Source organism: Acuticoccus mangrovi, from assembly GCF_016411865.1.
Classification (GTDB): Bacteria; Pseudomonadota; Alphaproteobacteria; order Rhizobiales; family Amorphaceae; genus Acuticoccus; species Acuticoccus mangrovi.
The window spans coordinates 16,748-37,611 of sequence record NZ_JAEKJA010000014.1; the positions used below are offsets into that span (position 1 = coordinate 16,748).

General features: G+C 70.7%; 18 protein-coding genes. 4 read left to right on the forward strand and 14 right to left on the reverse strand.

The window, feature by feature from the left end; genetic code table 11:
* Positions 1–4 precede the first annotated feature (4 nt).
* The 5 genes from JCR33_RS16440 to JCR33_RS16460 form a co-directional block, all read right to left on the reverse strand.
* Positions 5–985 carry an ABC transporter ATP-binding protein gene (locus JCR33_RS16440; protein ID WP_198883204.1) on the reverse strand — a complete coding sequence of 327 codons (981 nt, stop codon included), beginning with the start codon at positions 983–985 and terminating at the stop codon, positions 5–7.
* Positions 982–2,022: an ABC transporter ATP-binding protein gene (locus JCR33_RS16445; protein ID WP_198883205.1), complete on the reverse strand. Its 1,041-nt coding sequence runs from the start codon at positions 2,020–2,022 to the stop codon at positions 982–984. Before JCR33_RS16445 ends, JCR33_RS16440 begins: the two co-directional genes overlap by 4 nt.
* Entirely contained in the window at positions 2,019–2,915 is an 897-nt protein-coding gene (locus tag JCR33_RS16450) for an ABC transporter permease (protein ID WP_198883206.1), read from the reverse strand. Before JCR33_RS16450 ends, JCR33_RS16445 begins: the two co-directional genes overlap by 4 nt.
* A 5-nt stretch (positions 2,916–2,920) precedes the next feature.
* Entirely contained in the window at positions 2,921–3,874 is a 954-nt protein-coding gene (locus JCR33_RS16455; protein ID WP_198883207.1) for an ABC transporter permease, read from the reverse strand.
* Between the two features lie 98 nt (positions 3,875–3,972).
* Positions 3,973–5,586: an ABC transporter substrate-binding protein gene (locus JCR33_RS16460; RefSeq protein ID WP_211110356.1), complete on the reverse strand. Its 1,614-nt coding sequence runs from the start codon at positions 5,584–5,586 to the stop codon at positions 3,973–3,975.
* Between the two features lie 405 nt (positions 5,587–5,991).
* On the opposite strand from JCR33_RS16460, the gene JCR33_RS16465 reads away from it, so the two are divergent.
* A complete protein-coding gene (locus tag JCR33_RS16465) occupies positions 5,992–7,308 on the forward strand; it encodes an NAD(P)H-dependent oxidoreductase (protein WP_198883208.1) in 1,317 nt (438 codons plus the stop codon).
* Positions 7,309–7,426: 118 nt separating this feature from the next.
* Here the strand turns inward: JCR33_RS16465 and JCR33_RS16470 are convergent, their stop codons facing one another.
* Complete coding sequence (locus JCR33_RS16470; RefSeq protein WP_198883209.1) at positions 7,427–8,209, reverse strand: SDR family oxidoreductase; 783 nt, start codon at positions 8,207–8,209, stop codon at positions 7,427–7,429.
* A 486-nt stretch (positions 8,210–8,695) separates the two neighbouring features.
* Here JCR33_RS16470 and JCR33_RS16475 point away from each other — a divergent pair, with 486 nt between their 5' ends.
* Entirely contained in the window at positions 8,696–8,905 is a 210-nt protein-coding gene (locus JCR33_RS16475) for a cold-shock protein (protein ID WP_198883210.1), read from the forward strand.
* Between the two features lie 158 nt (positions 8,906–9,063).
* On the opposite strand, the gene rocF is transcribed toward JCR33_RS16475, so the two are convergent.
* The 4 genes from rocF to cobA form a co-directional block, all read right to left on the reverse strand.
* Positions 9,064–9,978 (reverse strand): arginase, encoded by a 915-nt coding sequence (rocF, locus tag JCR33_RS16480; RefSeq protein WP_198883211.1) that lies wholly within the window; start codon positions 9,976–9,978, stop codon positions 9,064–9,066.
* Positions 9,979–10,165: 187 nt separating this feature from the next.
* Positions 10,166–11,452, reverse strand: a complete 1,287-nt coding sequence (locus tag JCR33_RS16485; protein WP_198883212.1) for a cobyrinate a,c-diamide synthase — start codon at positions 11,450–11,452, stop codon at positions 10,166–10,168.
* 267 nt (positions 11,453–11,719) lie between these two features.
* Positions 11,720–12,562, reverse strand: coding sequence for a DUF1194 domain-containing protein (locus tag JCR33_RS16495; RefSeq protein ID WP_198883214.1), 843 nt, complete (start codon positions 12,560–12,562; stop codon positions 11,720–11,722).
* A 297-nt stretch (positions 12,563–12,859) separates the two neighbouring features.
* Positions 12,860–13,699 (reverse strand): uroporphyrinogen-III C-methyltransferase, encoded by an 840-nt coding sequence (gene cobA / locus JCR33_RS16500; RefSeq protein WP_198883215.1) that lies wholly within the window; start codon positions 13,697–13,699, stop codon positions 12,860–12,862.
* Here cobA and JCR33_RS16505 point away from each other — a divergent pair.
* Both JCR33_RS16505 and JCR33_RS16510 read left to right on the forward strand, forming a co-directional pair.
* Positions 13,699–14,796 carry a cobalt-precorrin-5B (C(1))-methyltransferase gene (locus tag JCR33_RS16505; RefSeq protein WP_232372632.1) on the forward strand — a complete coding sequence of 366 codons (1,098 nt, stop codon included), beginning with the start codon at positions 13,699–13,701 and terminating at the stop codon, positions 14,794–14,796. The genes cobA and JCR33_RS16505 overlap by 1 nt on opposite strands.
* A complete protein-coding gene (locus JCR33_RS16510; RefSeq protein WP_198883216.1) occupies positions 14,789–15,514 on the forward strand; it encodes a cobalt-precorrin-6A reductase in 726 nt (241 codons plus the stop codon). The genes JCR33_RS16505 and JCR33_RS16510 overlap by 8 nt, the downstream gene beginning before the upstream one ends.
* Here the strand turns inward: JCR33_RS16510 and cobM are convergent.
* The 4 genes from cobM to JCR33_RS25040 all read right to left on the reverse strand — a co-directional run bounded on the left by cobM (position 15,505) and on the right by JCR33_RS25040 (position 20,590).
* Complete coding sequence (cobM, locus tag JCR33_RS16515) at positions 15,505–16,272, reverse strand: precorrin-4 C(11)-methyltransferase (protein ID WP_198883217.1); 768 nt, start codon at positions 16,270–16,272, stop codon at positions 15,505–15,507. The two genes, JCR33_RS16510 and cobM, sit on opposite strands and share 10 nt — an antisense overlap.
* Positions 16,269–18,764, reverse strand: a complete 2,496-nt coding sequence (cobJ, locus tag JCR33_RS16520; RefSeq protein WP_198883218.1) for a precorrin-3B C(17)-methyltransferase — start codon at positions 18,762–18,764, stop codon at positions 16,269–16,271. The genes cobM and cobJ overlap by 4 nt, the downstream gene beginning before the upstream one ends.
* A gap of 64 nt (positions 18,765–18,828) precedes the next feature.
* Entirely contained in the window at positions 18,829–19,980 is a 1,152-nt protein-coding gene (locus JCR33_RS16525; RefSeq protein WP_198883219.1) for a bifunctional cobalt-precorrin-7 (C(5))-methyltransferase/cobalt-precorrin-6B (C(15))-methyltransferase, read from the reverse strand.
* A 4-nt stretch (positions 19,981–19,984) separates the two neighbouring features.
* A complete protein-coding gene (locus tag JCR33_RS25040; RefSeq protein ID WP_332461216.1) occupies positions 19,985–20,590 on the reverse strand; it encodes a precorrin-8X methylmutase in 606 nt (201 codons plus the stop codon).
* Positions 20,591–20,864 lie beyond the last annotated feature (274 nt).

The window sequence follows — 20,864 nt, forward strand, 5'->3', positions numbered from 1 at the left end:
CGTCTCAAGCGAGTTCCTTGGCGGGGGCGCCCACGTGCACGCAGGCGGCAGTGTGGCCGGGCCCGGCGGTGCGGATCGCCGGCACCACCTGTCGGCACACGGGGATGCGTTCGCCGCAGCGCGGCTCGAAGGCACAGCCCGGCAACAATCGCGTGAGGTCGGGCGGCGACCCGTCGATCGCCTTCATGCGCTGACCCTTCATGTCGCCGTGCACCGTGGAGGCCATGAGACCCTTGGTATAGGGGTGGGCGGGCCGGGAGAAGACCTCGCGCGTCGAACCCATCTCCACGAAGCGCCCCGCGTACATCACCGCGATGCGGTCCCCCACCTCCACGGCGACGCCGATGTCGTGGGTGACGAACATGATCGCCATGCCGAGCTCCTGCTGCAGCTCGCGCAGGAGGAGGAGGATCTGGATCTGCACCGTGGCGTCGAGGGCGGTGGTGGGCTCGTCGGCGAGGAGCAGACTGGGGCGGCAGGACAGGGCGAGCGCGATCATCGCCCGCTGCCGCATGCCGCCCGACATCTCGAACGGGTAGTTCTTCAGCCGCGCCTTGGGCGAGGGGATGCGGACCCGCTCGAACAGCTCCAGCGCCCGCGCCTCCGCCTCGCGCTCGGAGATCTTCTCGTGGCGCTTGATCGTCTCCACGATCTGCGTGCCCACGGTGAAGACCGGATCGAAGGCGGTCATCGGCTCCTGGAAGATCATCGCCACCGTCGGGCCGCGGAGGTCGGCCATCTTGCGCTCGTCGAGCGACAGGATGTCGTGCTCGGCGACGCGGATGCGGCCCGAGATCGTCGTCCGCCTCTTCGGCAGGAGCTGCATCAGCGCCCTGAGGGTGACGGACTTGCCCGACCCCGACTCGCCGAGGATGCAGACCACCTCGCCGGGCTCGACCTCGAGATCGACCCCGTTGATGACGTTCGCCGTCCCCTCGTCGGTGCGGAACGAGACGTGGAGATTTTCGATCTCGACGAGGCTCATGCGGCAACCCTCTGCGGTGCTTGGGAATGTCCCGACCCTTCGATCGCCATGTGGCAGGCGCTGAAGTGCCCCTCTCCGGCGACGCGGGTGAGGAAGGGCTCCTTGAGCTTGCACACCTCCTCGGCGTGGACGCAGCGGGTATGGAAGCGGCAGCCGGGGGGCGGGTTGATGGGGTTTGGCGGATCGCCGGCGAGCGGCGGCTCGGTCGCGCGCTTGTCGGGATCCATCGCCGGCATCGCCGACAGGAGCGCGCGCGTATAGGGGTGCTGCGAGGCGGTATAGAGCATCTCGACCGGCCCCACCTCCACCACCTTGCCGAGATACATCACGAGCACCCGGTCCGACACGTAGTGCACCACGTTGAGGTCGTGGCTGATGAAGAGGTAGGTGAGGTCGAAGTCGCGCTTGAGGTCCATCAGGAGGTTGAGGACCTGCGCCTCGACCGACTTGTCGAGCGCCGACACCGCCTCGTCGAGGATGACGATGTCGGGCTCGAGCGCCAGCGCGCGGGCGATGTTGACGCGCTGGCGTTGGCCGCCGGAGAGCTCGTGCGGATAGCGGCGGATGAAGGAGTTGGGGTCGAGCCCCACCTTGGCGAGGAAGTCGCGCGCCCGCTGCTTGGCGACCTTCACCGGCACGCCGTGCACCTTGGGGCCGAAGGCGATGGTGTCCTCGATGGTGAGGCGAGGGTTCAGCGAGGCGTAGGAATCCTGAAACACCATCTGCATGCGCCGGCGCATCTCGCGCAGGCCGCGGCGGCCGCGCCGCACCTCCTCGCCGCCGACGCTGATCGCCCCGGCGTCGGGCTCGATCAGGTGCATCAGGAGCTTGGCGGTGGTGGACTTGCCGCAACCCGACTCGCCGACGATGCCGAGCGTCTCGCCGCGGCGCACCTCGAAGCTGACGCCGTCGACGGCCTGCACCGCCCCGACCTGGCGGTTGAGCGCGCCGCCGAAGATGGGGAAGTGCTTCTTGAGATCGTCCACCTGCAGGAGGACGGGTGGTCGCTCGGTGCTGGTCGCGGTCGTGTCGGTCATATGCGCACATCCATGGCCGAACGCAGGCCGTCGCTGAGAAGGTTGAAGCTGAGCGAGGTGATGAAGATGGCGACGCCCGGCAGCGCGGCGATGGTGGGGTTCACGTAGATCGCCTGCCGCAGCGTATTTAGCATCAGCCCCCATTCGGGCTCCGGCGGCTTCACCCCGAGGCCGAGGAAGGAGAGGCCCGAGGCGAGGATGATCGACACCGAGATGAGGCTGGTCGCGTAGATGAAGATCGAGCCGAGCACGTTGGCGAGCACGTGGACGCGGATGATGGTGAGGCTCCCCGCGCCCGAGGCGCGCGCCGCCTCCACGTAGTCGAGCTTGCGCACCTGGGTCGTCACGCTTTCGGCGACGCGGGCGAGCGGCGGGATGAAGACGAGCGTCAGCGACAGGACGGCGTTGCCGATGCCCGCGCCGAGCGCGCCGGAGATCGCGATCGCGAGGAGCACCGAGGGGAACGCGTAGAAGACGTCCATGGTGCGCATGATCGCCATGTTGGTGGCGCCGCCGACGAAGCCGGCGATGATGCCGAGCGCGCCGCCGATGACGAGCGCGTAGAGCACCGGCATGATGCCCATGAAGAGGGAGAGGCGCCCGCCGTAGAGGAGGCGGGAGAGCATGTCGCGCCCGGTCTCGTCGGTGCCGAGGAGGTGGCCTTCGGTGCCGAGCGGCTTCAGGCGCAGGATCATGCTCGCCTTGTAAGGGTCGGCGGGCGCGAGGAGCGGTGCGAACACCGCCGACAGGATGATGAGGAGCACCACGGCGCCGAAGAACAGCGTGACCGGGTCGCGCCGCACCCGCCTCGCCACCGTCGCCCAGTAGCCGCGCGAGGACACGACGACCTGGGCCGTGTCCACCGAGGCGTCGTTGATGGTGGTGTCGGTCATGGGGGTCAGCTCCGGCGCATGCGCGGGTCGACCGCGGTCTGAAGGATGTCGACGGCGAGGTTGAGGACCACGAAGAACATCGCCAGCACCAGGATGGTGCCCTGGAGGGTGGGAATGTCGCGGCGGAAGATCGCGTCGTTGAGGAGATAGCCGGTGCCCGGCCAGTTGAAGACGGTCTCCACCAGGATCGAGCCGCCGAGGAGGTAGCCGAGCTGCAGGCCCATCACCGCGAGCACGGTGGGGGCGGCGTTCTTGATGATGTGCAGCATCACGCGGCCGTGGAGGAGGCCCTTGGCGTGGAGCGCCTGCACGAACTCCTGGCTGAGGATTTCGGCGACCGTCGCCCGCACCGTGCGGGTGATGATGCCGCAGGGGATCACCGACAGCGTGATGGCGGGAAGCACCAGATGGCGCAGGTGGGTCCAGTTCCACTCCCAGCCGGCCGACCCGCCGGGGCCCATCCCCATGGCCGGCAGCACGTTGAACTCCACCGCGAAGATGATGACGAGAACGATGCCGAGCCAATAGTGCGGCACCGACACGCCGGTGACGCCGAAGCCGGTGGCGATCTTGTCGATCCAGGTTCCCTGAAAGTAGCCCGCGAGGCCGCCGAGGCAGGCGCCGAGCACGAAGCCGATGAGGGTGGCGGTGATCGCCAGCATGAGCGTGTTGGGCACGGCGATGGCGAGGGAGGCGGCGACGGGCTGGTTGTTCACCACCGAGTTGCCGAGATCGCCGGTGAGGGCGCGTCCGAGCCAGCGGGCATATTGAAAGGGCAGCGGCTGATCGAAGCCGTAGTCACGCTTCAGCTTCTCCACCACCTCGGCGGGGGCGTCGGCGCCCACCACGGCGTTGAGCGGATCGCCGGGCGCGATGTGGACGAGCGCGAAGGCGATGATGGTGACCCCGAGCGAGATCGGGATGACGTAGAGAATCCGGCGGATGATGTAGGCGAGCACGAAACGCGTCCCTCCGGCACACGGACCGCGGAAGCCGCGGCGGACAAAGCGAAAGGGGACGCGCGCCGGCGGCGCGCGTCCCGGAGGAGGTCAGGCGATCACTCTTCCATGTAGACGCCGGTGAGGCTCTGGAACCAGTTCTGGGCCGGCACGAAGCCCTTCACCTTGCTCGTCATCGCGCGCGGCGCCACGTCGTGCACCACCCACAGGAAGAGGGCGTCGTCGACCATCTTGGTGTGCACCTTGGCGAGCAGCTTGTCGCGTTCGGCGGCATCGAAGGTGGTCTGGATGTCGGTGAAGAGCTGGTCCATCTCGGCGTCGGAGTAGTAGCCGAAGTTCACCCCGTTCGGCGCCGCGAGGTCGGAGCGGATGAAGCGGGTGAAGGCGCTGTAGGGGTCCTGCGTGGTATAGGACACGTTCACCCCGTCGGTGCCGTTCGCCTGCGGCGACTTCGCGCCGGCGCGCCAGATGTCAAGCAGCGCCTGCCACTCCACCACGTCGAAGTCGACGTTGATGCCCACCTCGGCGAGGTTCTGCTGGATGTACTCGTTCATCTGCAGCGGCAGCATCTGGCCGGAGCCGGAGGCCGAGATGGTCATCTTGACGTCGAGCGGATGGTCGGGGCCGTAGCCCGCCTCTGCCATCAGCTTCTTGGCCGCCTCCACGTCGGTCTTCACCTCGAAGGAGGGGGTGCCGAACCAGGCGTTGGAGGGCACCACGTGGCCCTTCGCCGCGACGCCGTAGCCGCCGAGGAGCTGAACGATACCGTCACGATCGATGGCAAGGTTCGCCGCCTTGCGCACCTTGATGTCGTTCCACGGCGAGCCCTCCACGCGGCTGAAGTGCCAGGGCCAGATGTGGGGGTAGACGTTGGAGACGACCTCCATGCCCTGGCTCTTGATGCGGGGGATGGCGTCCGGCGCCGGTGCTTCGATCCAGTCGACCTGGCCGGAGAGGAGGGCGGCGGTGCGGGCCGAGGGGTCGGGCAGCGGCAGGAGGATCAACCGCTCGAGCTTCGGCACGCGATCCGGGTCCCAATATTCCGCGTTGGGCACGAGTTCGGCCCGCTCGCGGGCGGTCAGGACGTCGAGCTTGAAGGGGCCGGTGCCGGCCGGGTCCTGGGCGAACGCGTTCCAGTCCTTCGTCTCCTCCCACTTGGAGGGCGAGGCCATCAGGAAGTAGCTGATCTGGAAGGGGAAGAAAGAGTCGGGCTCCTTCGTGGTGAACTCGACGGTGTAGTCGTCGACCTTCTCCACCTTCTCGAAGCCCGGCATGCGGAAGTTCACGAGCGAGGCCTGGCGCGCGCTGTATTGAGGCGAGTCCTCGTCGAACAGCTTGGCGAAGTTCCACACCACGGCGTCGGCGTCGAAGTCGGTGCCGTCGTGGAATTTCACGCCTTCGCGCAGCTTGAAGGTCCACTTGGTGGGATCGTCGGGGTTCACCTCCCAGCTCTCGGCGAGACCGGGGATCAGCACCGACGGCTTGTCGGCGCTCGACAGGTCCCAGTTGATCAGCGCGTCGTAGAGCTGGAGGCCGACGAAGCGGAAGCCTTCGAAGCCGTTGTCCGGCTGGCCCCAGGTCAGCGGCACGTCGTTGGCCGTCATTCCGAGCCGCAGGGTGCCCTGCGCGGCTGCCGGCAACGCCATCGCGCCGGCAAGGGTCAGCGCCACTGCTGTTGTCCGCAGTGTTCGCAGGAACGGTCTCACCACCATAGCGATCACCTCGTGGTCATGGGCGGTTGTTGGTGCCGGTGTTCCAATGCAAGGGGGGTGCCAGCGACGCGGCGGCATCGTGGCGGTGCTTGTAACATGTCAGAATAAGTGCGTACTTTTATCTGAACAGGTAAAACTATAGTTTGTAAGGTGTTGGTTTACTCGCCTCGTCGACAAAGCAATTCTTGGTTGAGGATCGGCGGGACGCGGACCTTCTCCGGGGAGAGGCCGGCGCGCATCCGCGGGCTCGACGATGGGCCGGCGACGTTTTGGAAATCTCGCGCGGATCGCCATGGGCTGCGGCGCGGCCGGCCCGTCGAGGGCGTCCGCGGACGGCGGCGATTTCCCCCGCGGGCGAACTTGATCTAGGCTTCGAGCAAAATCATAAGTTCGGAGGATCGCCCGATGTTTCTCTATCGAAAGCTGCTCGCACGCAGCAGCGAGACGCCGGTTCGCGTCTGCCTGATCGGCGCCGGCAAATTCGGCTCCATGTTTCTGAGCCAGGTGCCGTCGACCCCCGGCCTGGAAGTGGCGGTGATTGCCGACCTGCGCGTCGACGCCGCCCGCAGCGCCTGCCGCTCGGTGGGCTGGCCGGCCGACCTCGTCGCCGACACCGACTTCACCGACGACGCGCTGACCGCGATCGCCCGCGACGACGTCGACGTGGTGGTGGAGGCGACGGGCCATCCGCGCGCCGGCATCGCCCATGCGCGGGCGGCGTTCGCGGCCGGAAAGCACATCGTGATGGTCAACGTGGAGGCCGACGTTCTCGCCGGCGTCGCCCTCGCCCGCGAGGCGGCGTCGGCCGGCGTCGTCTACAGCATGGCCTACGGCGACCAGCCCGCCCTCGTCGCCGAGATGGTCGACTGGGCGCGCTGCTGCGGCTTCGGCGTCGCCGCGGCGGGCAAGGGCACCAAGCACATGGCCCACTTCCACCAGTCGACGCCGGACAATGTGTGGGATCAGTTCGGCATCACCCCGGAGGCCGCCCGGCTCGCCGGGATGAACCCCAAGATGTTCAACTCCTTCGTGGACGGCACCAAGTCCGGCATCGAGATGGCCGCGATCGCCAACGCGTGCGACCTCGCCGTGCCGTCGGACGGGCTGCTCTTCCCGCCCGCCGGGGTGCACGACCTCGCCCACATCCTGCGTCCGCGCGCGCTCGGCGGGGTGCTGGAGCGCACCGGCATCACCGAGGTCGTCACCTCGATGGAGCCCGACGGGCGCGAGACGGCGGACCATCTGCGCTGGGGCGTCTACGTGGTGCTCGAGGCGCCCAACGACTATGCGGCCGCCTGCTTCAAGCAATACGGCATGGCGCCCGATTCCACCGGGCGCTTCGCGGCGATGTACCGGCCCTTCCATCTCATCGGGCTAGAGTTGAATATGTCCGTTCTTGCCGCGGCGCTCGAAGGCAAGTCCACCGGCACTTCGCGGGCGTTCGTGGGGGATGCGGTGGCGTGCGCCAAGCGCGATCTCGCAGCAGGCGAGGTGCTCGACGGCGAGGGCGGCTACTGCGTGTGGGGCAAGCTGATCCCGGCGGAGCGGTCGTTGCGCGAGGGGGCGCTGCCCATCGGCCTTGCGCAGGAGGTGACGCTGACCCGCCCGATCCCGGCCGGCCAGGTGGTGAGCTGGAACGACGTCGTGTTCAAGGAGGGGGACGACACCGTCGCCTATCGTCGCGCGATGGAAGAGGTGGAGAAGCCGCGCCAGGCGGCGTGAAGAAGGCGCCCCCGGGAGCCTCCCGTCGGCATCGGTCGCGCCGGCGCGAAAGGGGCGCCCGGGCGTACGGGGTGCCGAGGTGAATGGGTGCGGCCGCGAACCGGCCGCACCGTCGGGCTCAGCCCATCGTGGAGTTGAAGGCGCCGCCGTCGAGAAGCACGTTCTGGCCCACCATGAAGCCCACGTGCTCGGAGCAGAGGAAGGCGCAGACGGCGCCGAACTCGGCCGGGGTGCCGAAGCGACCGCGGGGGATCACCGACTGCGCCCGCTCGCGCGCCTCCTCCACGGAGATGTTCTCGGTGCTCGCGACGTTGCCCATCAGCCCCTTGATGCGATCGGTGTCGTGCTGGCCGGGGAGCAGATTGTTCATGATGACGCCATGCTTGGCGACCTGGCGGGCGGTGCCCGCGACGAAGCCGGTGAGGCCGGCGCGGGCGGAGTTCGAAAGGCCGAGGCGCGGGATCGGCGCCTTCACCGAACCCGACGTGATCGACACGACGCGGCCCCAGCCCCGCTCGATCATCCCCGGCAGCACCGCGGTGGCGAGGAGGATCGGGGTGAGCATGTTCGATTCCACCGCCTTCAGCCACTCCTCGTGACCCCAGTCGGACCACACCCCCGGGGGCGGGCCGCCGGCGTTATTCACCAGAATGTCGGGGTTGGGCTCGGCCTCGAGGAGAGCGGCACGGCCTTCCTCGGTGGTGACGTCGACCGCCACGGTCTTCACGGTCACGCCGTAGGCGGCGCGAATCGCGTCGGCGGTCGCCTCGAGCGTTTCGGCGGTGCGCGCGTTGAGGGTGAGGTCGACGCCCGCCGCGGCAAGCGCCTCGGCCGACCCGCGACCAAGCCCCTTCGACGACGCGCAGACGATGGCGCGACGGCCCTTGATCCCAAGATCCATAGTTGAACTCCTCGTTGGTCGCATGCCGATGCCACGGGCGACCGCCGTACGGCAAGGCGACTTCGCCGCACCGGACGGATCAAGCCGCCCGATCTTTGGGCAGCCGATCGAATTCGCTTGGCATAAGGTTCATGATGTGCATTCGTTGCGGTCTGAGCCACGTAAGAGCATGCGGGGATGAGTGTGGCTGAGCGGGAGATCGGCGGATCGGGCGGTCAGCCTAGGTTGTCGGCCTCAAGAAGACGGGAAGATTGTCGTCCCGAGGACGACAATGAAATGTGAGCCGCAGGCGAATGTTTCTGCGGCGGCGTGATGACTAACTACGACCTCAACCAACAGATTGGGTCGACAAAGCGGCGTGACGGGCGCGACCGAGGGTTCGGAACGCCAGCCACGACGTAAGGGTTCGCGGTTGCCGCGAGCCATGAGATTTCGACGCCGGGTGCGGGGCCAGGCGCGGAAGGTACCGGGAGACAGGAGGCCGTCATGGCGACAGGTACAGTCAAGTGGTTCAATGGAACCAAGGGTTACGGGTTTATTCAGCCGGACGAGGGCGGGGCCGATGTATTCGTCCACATCTCGGCGGTTGAGCGTGCGGGGATGAATTCCCTCACCGAGGGGCAGCGTGTGTCTTACGAGCTGTTCAAGGACCCGAAGCGCGGGCGCACGTCCGCCGAGCAGCTTAAGGCGGTCTGACAGCAGATATCGTCTCAACAGAACGTGACCAGCGCCGGCGACCCGTGAACAGATCGTCGGTGTTTTTGTGAGCGGCCGCCGCGACCGATGTCGCGGCGGCCGATTCGTTTGCGGCCCACCGTGCGTGGGCGCGGCCTCGCGCGATGGACGGCGGGGGATCACCACGCCTGCGTCGGACGGTCCATGATGGTGCGACCGAAGAGGCTCGCCGCGAGATCCACCATGAGGTGCGCGGTACGGCCGCGCTCGTCGAGAAACGGGTTGAGCTCCACGAGGTCGAGCGAGCCGACGAGGCCGCTCTCGTGGAGGAGTTCCATCACGAGATGCGCCTCGCGCACCGTCGCTCCGCCCGGCACCGTGGTGCCCACGGCAGGGGCGATGTCGGGGTCGAGAAAGTCGACGTCGAGGCTCACGTGCAGCCGGGCGCCTTCGGCGGCGACGCGCTTCAGCGTCTGACGCACCAGCGCGCCCATGCCGTACTCGTCGACGTCGCGCATGTCGTGCACCGTCACGCCGTGGGCGCGCAGCAGCGCCCGCTCGTCCGGGTCCACCGAGCGGATGCCGATCATCGTCACCCGCCGCGGGTCGATCGGCGTGATCGGCGCGCCGTAGATCACGTCCGCCCCGTCGAGGCCGGCGGCGAGCGCCACCGGCGTGCCGTGCAGGTTGCCCGTGGTGGTGGTCGTGAGCGTGTTGAAGTCGGGGTGGGCGTCGAGCCACAGGATGTGGCTCCCGGGGGCGACATCGGTGAGGGCGGCGAGCGAGCCGGCGGCGATCGAGTGGTCGCCGCCCATCAGGATCGGCACCCGGCCGGCGCCGAGGGCGTCGGCGACGGCGCGGCGGATCGCGCGGGTCCACCCCGCCATTTCACCCACATGATGGGCCGGGGCGTAGGGGCCGTCGTCGATCCCGACGATGTCGGGGATGATGTCGCGGTCCTCCGCCACCTGATGGCCGAGCTCGCCGAGCATCTCCACGATGCCTGCGGTGCGCAGCGCCGCCGGCCCCATCAGACAGCCGCGCCGATAGGTTCCGCTCTGGGTGGGCGCTCCGAGCACCGACACTGTCGCCAAGATGGTCCTCCTCGAAGGCGGCTCCCGGCGAAGGGGGCGCGCTCTGTTGCGATGCGCGGAGCCGCGTCATTTCCATGGCCGGAGCGCGCGTTGTGGCACGGGGGCGTTTTAGCGGCGGAGGCCCGGGGTTCAAGGGCGGGGGTGTCGGGGAGAGGCGGCCGGGCGCGGTGCCGCTGCCGGCATCCTCTCACGCCACCATGTCGATGACGTGACCGAAGGAGCCGCCGACGCGGCCGACGCGGCTGCCCATCGGGCCGAGCGGGTCGCCGCCGGTGTCCTCGACCTGGAACAGCGGCTCGCCCTCGGCGCCGACGACGCGCGCGTAGTGGAACTCGTGCCCCTTGAGCGCACGGGGGAAGAGGGGGCCGTCGTGGGTGAAGCGGCGGTAGCCGAGGGTGCGGCGCGGCTCGGCGAAGCTCGTGGTGACGGGCAAGAGGCCGGCCATCCGATGGGCGATGCCGTCGGCGTCGATCAGCCGTTCGCCGAGGGCCATGTAGCCGCCGCACTCGCCGTAGACGACGGCGCCACGCCGGGCGGCTGCGACGAGCCCATCGCGCCACAGAGGGGCGGCGGCGAGGGAGCCGGCGTGGAGCTCGGGATAGCCTCCCGGCAGGAAGATCGCGTCGGCGGCCCCGTCGGGCGCCTCGCCGGCAAGCGGCGAGAAGGGGTGCAATGAGGCGCCGGCCCGGTGCCAGCCGTCGAGAAGGTGGGGATAGGCGAAGGCGAAGGCCGCGTCGCGGGCGATGGCGATGCGGCTGCCGAAGGGCGGGAGCGGCGGCGGGGCGCCGGCATCGTCCGGCGCGTCGGGCGTCTCGGGCGCCGCGGTGGCGAGGCTCGCGAGGGCGTCGAGATCGCAGTGGGCGGCGACCACGTCGGCGATCGCGGCGATGCGCGCGGCAAGGTCCGGGTCCTCGACCGCCTGGGTGAGGCCGAGATGGCGCGACGGCAGGGCGAGCGCCGCGTCGCGCGGGATCATGCCGAGGAGCGGGGTGGCACGCTCGGAAAGGGCATCGCCCAGCATTGCGGCGTGGCGGGGGCTCGCGACGCGGGTGAGGATCACGCCGGCGAGCCGCACCTTCGGGTCGAACGTCGCGAAGCCGTGGACGAGAGCGGCGACGGAGTGGCTCTGCCGCTCGGCGTTGACGACGAGGACCACGGGGAGGCCGAACCGCTTGGCGACGTCGGCGGAGGATCCCGACCCGCTCGACGGGCCGTCGAAGAGGCCCATGACGCCCTCCACCACCAGCGCGGCCCGGCGGGCGAGGTGGCGGGCGAGGGCGGGGCGCATCGCCCAGAGGTCGAGATTGACGGCGGGCACGCGGGCGGCGGCGGCGAGGTAGCCGGGGTCGATATAGTCGGGCCCCACCTTGGCCGGGGCGACCGGAACGCCGCGGCGGGCGAGGGCGGCGAGGATGCCGGTGGTGGTCACCGTCTTGCCGGAGCCGGAGGCCGGGGCGGCGACGAGGAAGCTCATGGACGGCGGCTCCGGTTCGGTCCGCCATCCGGATCGGCGCTCGGCGGGAGAGGTGCCGGTCTGCGGAGCGGAGCTGGCGGGCGCGCTCTTGAAGGACGGCCACGCCGAGGTGGCCCTTGAGGCTGCCACGCTAACGTGGTGGCTCCGCTATGCCAATGTGGCCGCCGGGACTGCTGCGCCGACGTGATCGGCAGGGACGTCAGGCGGCGGTGATGGTGCCGCTCTAGCGCAACGGGGGCGGCGAGGGGAGGCCCGCCCGCCGCGGTCCTACCACCGGTCGAGCCGGCGCCAACGGTTCCACTGCTTTTCGCCCACCGCGCAATCGACGCGGGGACGGTCGGAGTGGGAGCTGTAGCCTGCGGGGATCACATGGGGATCGGAGCGGGAGGCGTAGCCCGCCGGGATCACGCGGGGCTGGATCGCGGCGATCTCGAGGATGAGCTTGCGGCGGATCGCCTCTTGGAGCCGCTTCTTGTCGTTGACGGTGATCATGAAGGCGCCGAAGCCGCCGATGACGCAGTCCTCGTAGTATTTGTCGAGGGATTCGAGGTGGAAGTAGCCGGCCGAGCGGTTGGTTTTGATCATGATCGGCAGGCCGTTGATGGTGATGCCCTGCCGCAAGACGAGGTCGCGCGCGTCGGTGACGAGCGTACCCATATTGTTCGGTCCGTCGCCCGACACGTCCACCACGCGGCGGAAGCTGTCGATGCCGTTGTCGAACAATGTGGCGCTGTGGATCAGGATAGAGCTGATCGAGGTGCGGCGCATGCGGCCGATCGGGGCCTCTTCCAGCTGGTTCGCGAACGCATTCGCACTTGCATCGTCTTCGATTATCGTCCATGGGACCAGCGTGCGCTCAAGGCCAACTCCGGCCCATTCGACGTAGGTTACCGCAATGCGGCCCCAATCGCCCTTGCGGATCGCGGCGATGACGTCGGGGTGGCGGATCGCATCAACATAACCTTGACGTTGCAGCCGCTGCTCGTCGAGGTCCATAGACCAAGACACGTCGACGGCGAGAATCAGCTCGACATCGACGACGGGGGGTGTTGCGCGTGCCGTCGCGGAAGCGGCGACGAGTGAGACAGCGAGTGCAATCGTCCGAAGCATCGGTCGGCCTCCTGGTGCGATGGGCTCAGGCTGGTGGCATGCACGCCGCCGGGTCGTGCATGTTGTGTGCCAGCACGTTGGTTTACCGGCTAAGCGTGACCCGCTTTCAGGTACGCGTCAACGCGTAGCTTGGCCGAGGCTGTCATCGAATTGTAATTTGTGCAGTGCGGCAACAGGTTGGCGATACTCACTTTTTCGCGACGCCCCTGTGGACGGCTTGCTTCGCCGCCAGCTCCCGGCTGTCACAATCGGCCGGGTTTCTCCATCAGATCAGTGCACTGAAGATTGTTTTGCCGGCTAGCCGAATAGTCCCCGACTTGCTGCCGCGTCGAACCATTCGAGGCTCTCCGACTTGGTGACCGCACGGCCGAGGACGACGACCGCCGGCGTGGGCAGGTCGCGCGGCGTCGTCGCCTCCCCAAGCGACAGACGAATCACCGCCTGATCGGGCAGCGTCGCGTGGGCGATGACCGCCACGGGCTCGTCGGGCGCGCGGCCGCCGGCGATGAGGCGTTGGGCGATGGCCGGAAGGTGCTTGGCTGCCATATACATGACGACGACCGGCGAGGCCTTGGCGACCATCGGCCAGTCGATCGCGTGGGGTAGGGCGCCGGTGAGATCGTGCCCGGTGAGAAAGGTGACGGATTGGTTGATGTCGCGATGGGTGGCCGGGAGCCCCGCATAGGCGAGCCCGCCGAGACCGGCCGAGATGCCCGGCACCACGCGGTAGGCGATGCCGGCGCGGTAGAGCGCCTCGCACTCCTCGCCGCCGCGCCCGAACATGAACGGATCGCCGCCCTTGAGGCGCAGCACCCGCGCGCCGGTCCGCGCCTCACCGATCAGCGTCTCGGTGATGTCGGCCTGGACGGCGGACGGCTTGCCGCCCCGCTTGCCGGCGTAGATGCGGCGCGTGCCGGGGCGGGCGAAGCCGAGCACCGCCTCGCCGACGAGGGCGTCGTGCACCACCACGTCGGCGTGGCAGAGGGCGTGGTAGCCGAGGAGGGTGAGGAGCCCCGGCGCTCCGGGGCCCGCGCCCACGAGCCAGACGCTGCCCGGCGCGAAGTCGGGGAAGGGCGCGCCGTCGAGGGCGGCGAAGCGGCCTTCGTCGCCGCGCCCGTCGTTGCTGCAGCCGTTCATTGAGCCCTCACCGCGACAGCATTGGGGAGAGCGACCGTCCGCTGCGTTCGGGCTGGACCACCGGGGCCTGCGCGACGGCGGCGGCGAAGGCGGCCTACGCCGCGCTCCTCACCGGCGCCTTTCCCGACCCCGTGGCGATCACCCTGCCGCGGGGCGGCACCGCGAGCTTCGCTCTCGCCGAGGAGCGGCTCGGCGAGGGCGAAGCGATGGCGGGCGTGGTGAAGGACGCCGGCGACGACCCCGACGTCACCCACGGGGCGACGGTGTGGGCGCGGGTGCGGCGGCGGGCGGCGGGCGGCGTCGCCTTCGTCGCCGGCGAGGGGGTCGGCACCGTTACCCGGCAGGGCCTTCCGATCGACGTCGGCGAACCCGCCATCAACCCGGTGCCGCGCCGCATGATCGCGACGGCGATCGCCGAGGTGGCGGCACAGAACGGAGCGGACGGCAACGTCGTCGTCACGATCGGCGTGGTCGACGGGGAGCGGCTCGCGGCGCGCACCTGGAACCCGCGCCTCGGCATTCTGGGGGGGCTGTCGATCCTCGGCACCACCGGGATCGTGACGCCCTATTCGTGCTCGGCGTGGATCCATTCGATCCACCGCGGCATTGATGTGGCGCGGGCCGAAGGCGTGCCGCACGTCGCGGCGGCCACCGGCTCCACGTCGGAGCGGACCGCCCAGACCGTGCTCGGTCTGCCCGACCACGCGATGCTCGACATGGGCGATTTCGCGGGAGGCGTCTTGAAATATCTGCGTGATCATCCTGTGCCGAGGCTGACGATCGCCGGAGGCTTTGCCAAGCTGTCGAAGCTTGCGGCGGGGGCGCTCGATCTTCACTCCTCGCGCTCGGAGGTGGATATGGGGGCGCTCGGCCAGTGGGCCGCCGAGGCGGGTGTCGATGCCGGGACGGTCGCGGCCATCACCGCGGCGCCGACGGCGATGGCCGCCTTGGCGGTGGCGCGGGAGCGGGGGGCGCCGCTCGCCGACCTCGTCGCCGTGCGGGCGCGGGCGGCGGCGCTGAAGCATCTGCGTGGTGCGCCGGTCGCCGTCGGCATCCTGGTGGTCGATCGCAAGGGGGAGGTGGTGGCGCATGTCTAAGCTACTGATCCTCGGCGGGACGGAGGAGGCGCGCGAGCTCGCCGAACGGCTCGACGAGCGCGGCGCCGACTTCACCGTCTCCCTCGCCGGCCGCACCTCGGCCGACTATCCGGGCACCGTCCGCCGCGGCGGCTTCGGCGGCGAGGAGGCGCTCACCGCCTATCTGAAGGCCGAGGAGGTGGAGGTGCTCGTCGACGCCTCCCACCCCTTCGCCGCCACCATCAGCCCGGCCGCCAAGCGGGCCGCGCGCGCCGCCGGGGTGCGCTATTTCCGCCTGGAGCGCCCTCCTTGGCGCCGTGCACTCGGCGATCGATGGATCGACGTGCGCACCCTCGAGGAGGCCGCCGAGCGGATCGACGAGGGCTCGCGCGTGTTTCTGACGGTGGGGGCGGGCGGCCTCGCCCCCTTCCTCGCGCGGCGCGACCTCGAGCTCGTCGCCCGCACCATCGAGGTGCCCGACCTCGGCTCGCGCAAGGACGTGGTGGTGATCCGCGAGCGTGGCCCCTTCGACATCGAGCACGAGCGGGCGATCTTCGACCGCTTCCGCTTCGACGCCATGGTGACGAAGAATGCCGGCGGCGAGGCGACGGCGGCCAAGCTGGTCGCCGCCCGCGAGCGGCGTCTGGTAGTCTACATGGTGCAGCGCCCGCGAGGCCAGCCCCACGCCAACGCCCGCGACGTCGACACCATGATGCGCCGCCTCCGCCACTATCTCTGAGCCGTCTTCTGGTTGCGGAAGATGTGGCGGTGGGCCGGGTCGTAGAGGGCGGAGTCGGTGAAGTCGCCGGCATCGAGCACCCGCCCCACCAGGATGAGGGCGGTGCGGGTGATTTTCGCCGCCCGCACCAGTCCGGCGATGGTCTGAAGCGTTCCCCGGATCACCTCCTCGTCGGGCCAGGAGGCGCGCACCACGACCACCACCGGGCAGTCGGCGCCGTAGTGCGGTGTCAGCTCCGCCACCACGTGACGGATGTTGCGCACCGAGAGATGGATCGCGAGCGTCGCCCCCGAGGCGCCGAGCGTCGAAAGGTCTTCCCGGTTGGGCATCTTCGACGACTTCATGGCGGTGCGGGTGAGGATCACCGTCTGGGCGACGTCGGGAAGGGTGAGCTCAGTCTTGAGCGTCGCCGCCGCGGCGGCGAAGGCGGGCACGCCCGGCACGATGTCGTAGGGGATCGACAGGGCGTCGAGCCGGCGCATCTGCTCGCCCGTCGCGCCGTAGAGGGAGGGGTCGCCGGAATGGACGCGGGCGACGTCGTGGCCCGCCGCGTGGGCGGCCACCATCTCGGCGAGGATGTCGTCGAGCGTCATCGATGCGGTGTCGACGACGCGGGCGCCCTCCGGCGCCTCGGCCACCACCGCCTCCGGCACCAGCGACCCGGCGAAGAGGCAGACGGGCGAGGAGCGGATCAGGTTGAGGCCGCGCACCGTGATGAGATCGGGCGCGCCGGGCCCGGCGCCGATGAAGTGGATCATGGGTGAACCTCGTAGCCGCGCGGGGTGTAGACGTGGATCCGGCCGTCGCCCCGGGTGAAGCGGTGCGTGGTGGAGGCGCCGACGAGGACGGTGGCGAGCATGTCGACCCGCTCCGCGTCGAGGGCACCGAGGGTGGTGTGGTGGAGCGCTTCGGCGGGGCGGCCGAGGCTCGCGGCGACGACCACGGGCGTCGCGGCGGGCCGGTGGGCGCGGAAGATCTCGAGCGCCTCGGTGAGCTGCGACGTGCGGCGCCGCGAGCGCGGATTATAGAGGGCGACGACGAAATCGCCCACTGCTGCCGCCTCCAGGCGCCGGCGGATCGCCTCCCACGGCGTCATCAGGTCGGAGAGGGAGACGAAGGCGAAGTCGTGCCCGAGCGGTGCGCCGAGGCGGGCGGCGGCGGCCTGCGCCGCGGAGATTCCGGGCACCACCTCCACCGCCACGCGGCGGGCGCCCTCGCTGAGGTTGCCGGTGTCGAGGAGCTCCATCGCGAGCGTCGCCATCGCGTAGATGCCGGGGTCGCCGGAGGAGATCAGCGCCACGTCGCGCCCCGTGCCGGCGAGCTCCAGCGCGTAGCGGACGCGGGCGGTCTCCTCGCCGAGGGCGAAGTCGTGCCGGCTCTGGCTGCCGCGCAGATCCTCCACGAGGTCGAGGTAGAGAGTGTAGCCGACGAAGGCGTCGGCGCGGGCGAGGGCGTCGAGGCATTCGAGGGTGCGCCAGCGCGCGGTGCCGGGGCCGATGCCGACGACGCGCAGGCGCCCGCGTGCCCGCCCCACGGTGGGGGTGATCGGGCGCACTGCCGCCGCGAGCGCCAGCGTGAGGGCGCCCTCGACGCGCTTGGGCATGATGAGAGCGCCGTCCGGACCGGCGGCGGCGAGCGCGGCGGCCTCGGCGACGCCGGCGACGCCCACCGCCGCCCGCACCGTTTCGGACGGGGTGGCGAGGCGCGGCTCCTGCGCGGCGAGGGTGGCGGCGTCGAACACGCGCAGCGGCGCGCCGAGATCGGCGGCGACGGCGGCGAGGGCCGCCTCGTCGGCCTTCTTGTCGAGCGACACGACGACGGCGACGGCGCGCGGGTCGATCGCCGCCGCGTCGAGCGCGGCGCGGGCGAAGTCTACGGCGGCGGCCGGGTCGGCATGGCGTTCCGCCCCCATGCCGAGCGCCACGCGGCGGGCGACATAGGTGGGCACGATGTCGGCGTCCGCGGCGGGGTGGATGGTGGAGCGGATCGGCGCCGCACCCGCGGGGAGCGAGGCGAGGAAGTCGAGCGAGGGATCGGGCGCCGCCCCGCCGCCGGCGGCAAGGTCGGCGGCGAGCCGCTTGAAGGGGCGCGGATCGGCGACGCGCCAGCCCGCCGGCGGGTCGTCGAGCGCGACGCCGAGGCGCACCTCGCCCTGGGTGGTGGCGGCGGGTGCGACGCCGAACGTCTCACCGAGGAGGGTGGCGATCCGGCCGCCGCCGCGATGGGCGCCGAGGAGGGGCACCACAGCGCTGCCGTCCTCGGCGAGGGCGAGGAGGGCGGGCTCGGCGGGCTTGTCGGCAAGGTAGGGCGCGACGGCGCGGATCAGGATGCCGGCCGACATCACCCCCACCACCGTGTGGCCGGTCGCGAAGAGGTGGCCGATGTGATGGCGCGCGGCCGCGAAGGGCACGTCGACCGCCTCCGCCTCCACCCGCGCGACGAGGCCGTGGAGGCGCGCGTCGATGCCGGCCGCGGCGAGCGTGGCCTTCGCCGCCCGCGCGGTCGCGAGCGCCGAGGGGCCGAGCACCACGACCGCGACCGGCGCGTCGACGTCCACGGCCGGCCGCGAGGACATGTCCGAGCTCGCGGCGGGCACGAGGACGGTCGAGAAATAGGGCTTGGGGCCGGGGGGCGCGTCGTTGAGCGGGGTGATCTCCTGCTCGGGCAAGGTCGCGCGGGCGATCAGCGTGCCGTCGCGCCCGGCAGCCCGGATCAGCGCTTTGACGGCGTCGAAATGGCGGCCGATCTTGTAGATCACCAGCGCACCGTCGGCGGCGAGGGATGCGCGCAGCCTCTCCGCCGAGGCGGTGGCGGGCAGGATCGTCAATGGCTCGGAGTAGCGCACCATGCTGGTGCCTGACACCGCCGCGCACGCGGAGGCGGCCGTGACGCCCGGCACCACGTCCACCGCGAAGCGTCCGGCGAGGCGCGCCATCACCGACGCGGCGCTGCCATAGAGCATCGGATCGCCTTCGCACAGGAGCGCGACGGTGCGGCCGGCTGAGAGGTGGCCGGCGATGGTCTCGGCTGCGGCGTCGTAGGCGGCCTCGGCGGCGCCATCCCCCGACATCGGGATCGCGAAGGCGAAGTGCTCGGCCGCGCCGATGTGGGCGGCCGCGATGCGGGCGGCGAAGCTTCCCTGCGAGCTGACGGGGTAGGCGACGACGTCGGCCGCGGCGAGGATGCGGACCGCCTTCAGCGTCAGGAGTTCGGGATCGCCGGGGCCGACGCCCACGATTGTGAGGGTCATGTCATCCGCTCCCGGCGGTCGCGTCGCCGCGCCGCCGCCGTGGTTGTGATGTGGCGCGCCGCGCTCAAGGCTTCACCCCCCGCCACTGGAGGACGGGCATCGCGGGCTTCATGGCGACGAGCCGGCCAACGGGCTCGGCGTGGGAAAGGGCGATGCGTGTCAGGCGGCCGCCGTGGAGGGCGTAGCGGGCAAGGGTCGCCGCCTCGCCGGACAGGGTGACGGCGTTGGAGACGATCACGCCGCCGGGCGGCAGGCGCTGCCAGAGCGCTGCGAACAGAACGTCGTCGGCGACGCCGCCGCCGAGGAACACGGCGTCGGGGGGCGCGGCCTCGGCGAGCCGGTCGGCCGCCTCGCCGGCGAGGAGGGTGGCGCGGGTGCACGTCGCCGCGAGGTTCTCCCGGATCGCCGCGATGCGGGACGGGACGCGCTCGAAGAGCGTCGCCGTGCCGCCGGTGCGGCACCAGTCGATGGCGACGGCGCCGCTGCCCGCCCCGACGTCCCAAAGATGGCCGGGCGCGCCGAGGGCGGCGAGGGTGAGGGCGCGGATTTCGTCGCGCGTGACGCAGCCGTCGTGGACGAGATCGTCGACGCCGACGGGGCCGGGGCGGCGGCACTCCACCGAGACGACGTTGAGCGCGGCGAATTCGCCGGCGACGGAGCGGGCGATGGTGGCCTCGACGGCGGCCTCGGGGCTGCCGAGATTCTGCAGGATGTGGACGGGGCTGTCGCCGTAGCCGGCGCCCGTCAGGATGGCGGCGATGCGGGCCGGCGCGCCGCCGTCGCGGGTCAGCGCCAGGAGGCGTCGGCCGGGGGCGGCGTGGGTGAGGATGTCCGTTTCGGGTGCGGCGTGGAGGGAGAGGGTGGTGACGCTCTCCTGCGCCCAGCCGTGTCGTGCCGCCGCCAGCGCGAACGCGGAGGGCGCCGGGTAGACGCTCATCTCCTCGATCGGGACGTGGGCGAGGAGCGTGGTGGCGACGCCGTAGTGCAGCGGATCGCCCGAGGCGAGCACCGTCGTGGGGGTGCCGCGCCGGGCGAGGATCGCGGCGATGCCCTCCGAAAAGGGGCGCGGCCAGGGGTGGCGGGCCGCCGCCGGCACCCCGACCGCCTCGAGCAGGCGGGGGGCGCCGAACACCGCCCCCTCGAGCGCCCCACGGGGCGCGCGAGGGGCGAGGGTGCCGTCGGGAAGGCAGCCGATCACGGTGAGCCAGGGGGCCATGATGTCAGCGGGCGATGGCGTTGAGCGCGGCGCCCGCCATGGCGCTGCCGCCGCGACGGCCGGTGAGCGTCGCGAACGGCACGTCCGGGTCGAGGGCGACGAGGGCCGCCTTCGATTCCAGCGCGCCGACGAAGCCCACCGGGAAGGCGAGGATGGCCGCCGGCCGCACCCCCTTGTTGAGGAGATCGATCAGCTCGAAGAGCGCCGTCGGCGCGTTGCCGATCACGACGATGCCGCCCGCGATCTCCGCCGCCGCCCGCCGGATCGCGATCGCCGAGCGCGTGGTGGCGGCGGCCTCGGCCTCGGCGGGCGTCGCCTCGTCGTTGAGGTGGCAGACGACGCGGGCGGGATCGACGTAACGCGCCGAGATCGCGTGGCGCGTCATCTCGCTGTCGACCACCACGGGCGCACCGGCGGCGAGGGCGGCGCGCGTCGCCGCCACGAGATCGCCGGAGAACACGAGGTCGTCCAGGATCTCCGTGTCGCCGGCGGCGTGGGCGATGCGCTCGGCGACGGGGGCGTTGACCCCGAAACGCTCGAGATCGGCTTCGGCGCGGATGATCGCGAACGACTTCGCCGTGATCGCCTCCGGGTCGCGCTCATAGAGCACGGCACCGTCGCGCACCACGCTCACCGGCCCGAACGGATGCTTCTCGTGCGGGTAGTGGTGGTGATGGTCGTGGCCGTGATCGTGCCCATTATGATGGTGCTCATGATCATGCGCGTCGCCATGGTGATGATCATGGTCGTGAGCGTGAGCGTGAGCGTGCCCGTGGGCGTGCGTGTGGCCGTGATGGTGGCTGTGCGAGTGACCCTCGCCATGGTCGTGGTCATGCCCATGGTCGTGGCTGTGCCCATGATCGTGGTCATGCCCGTGATCGTGG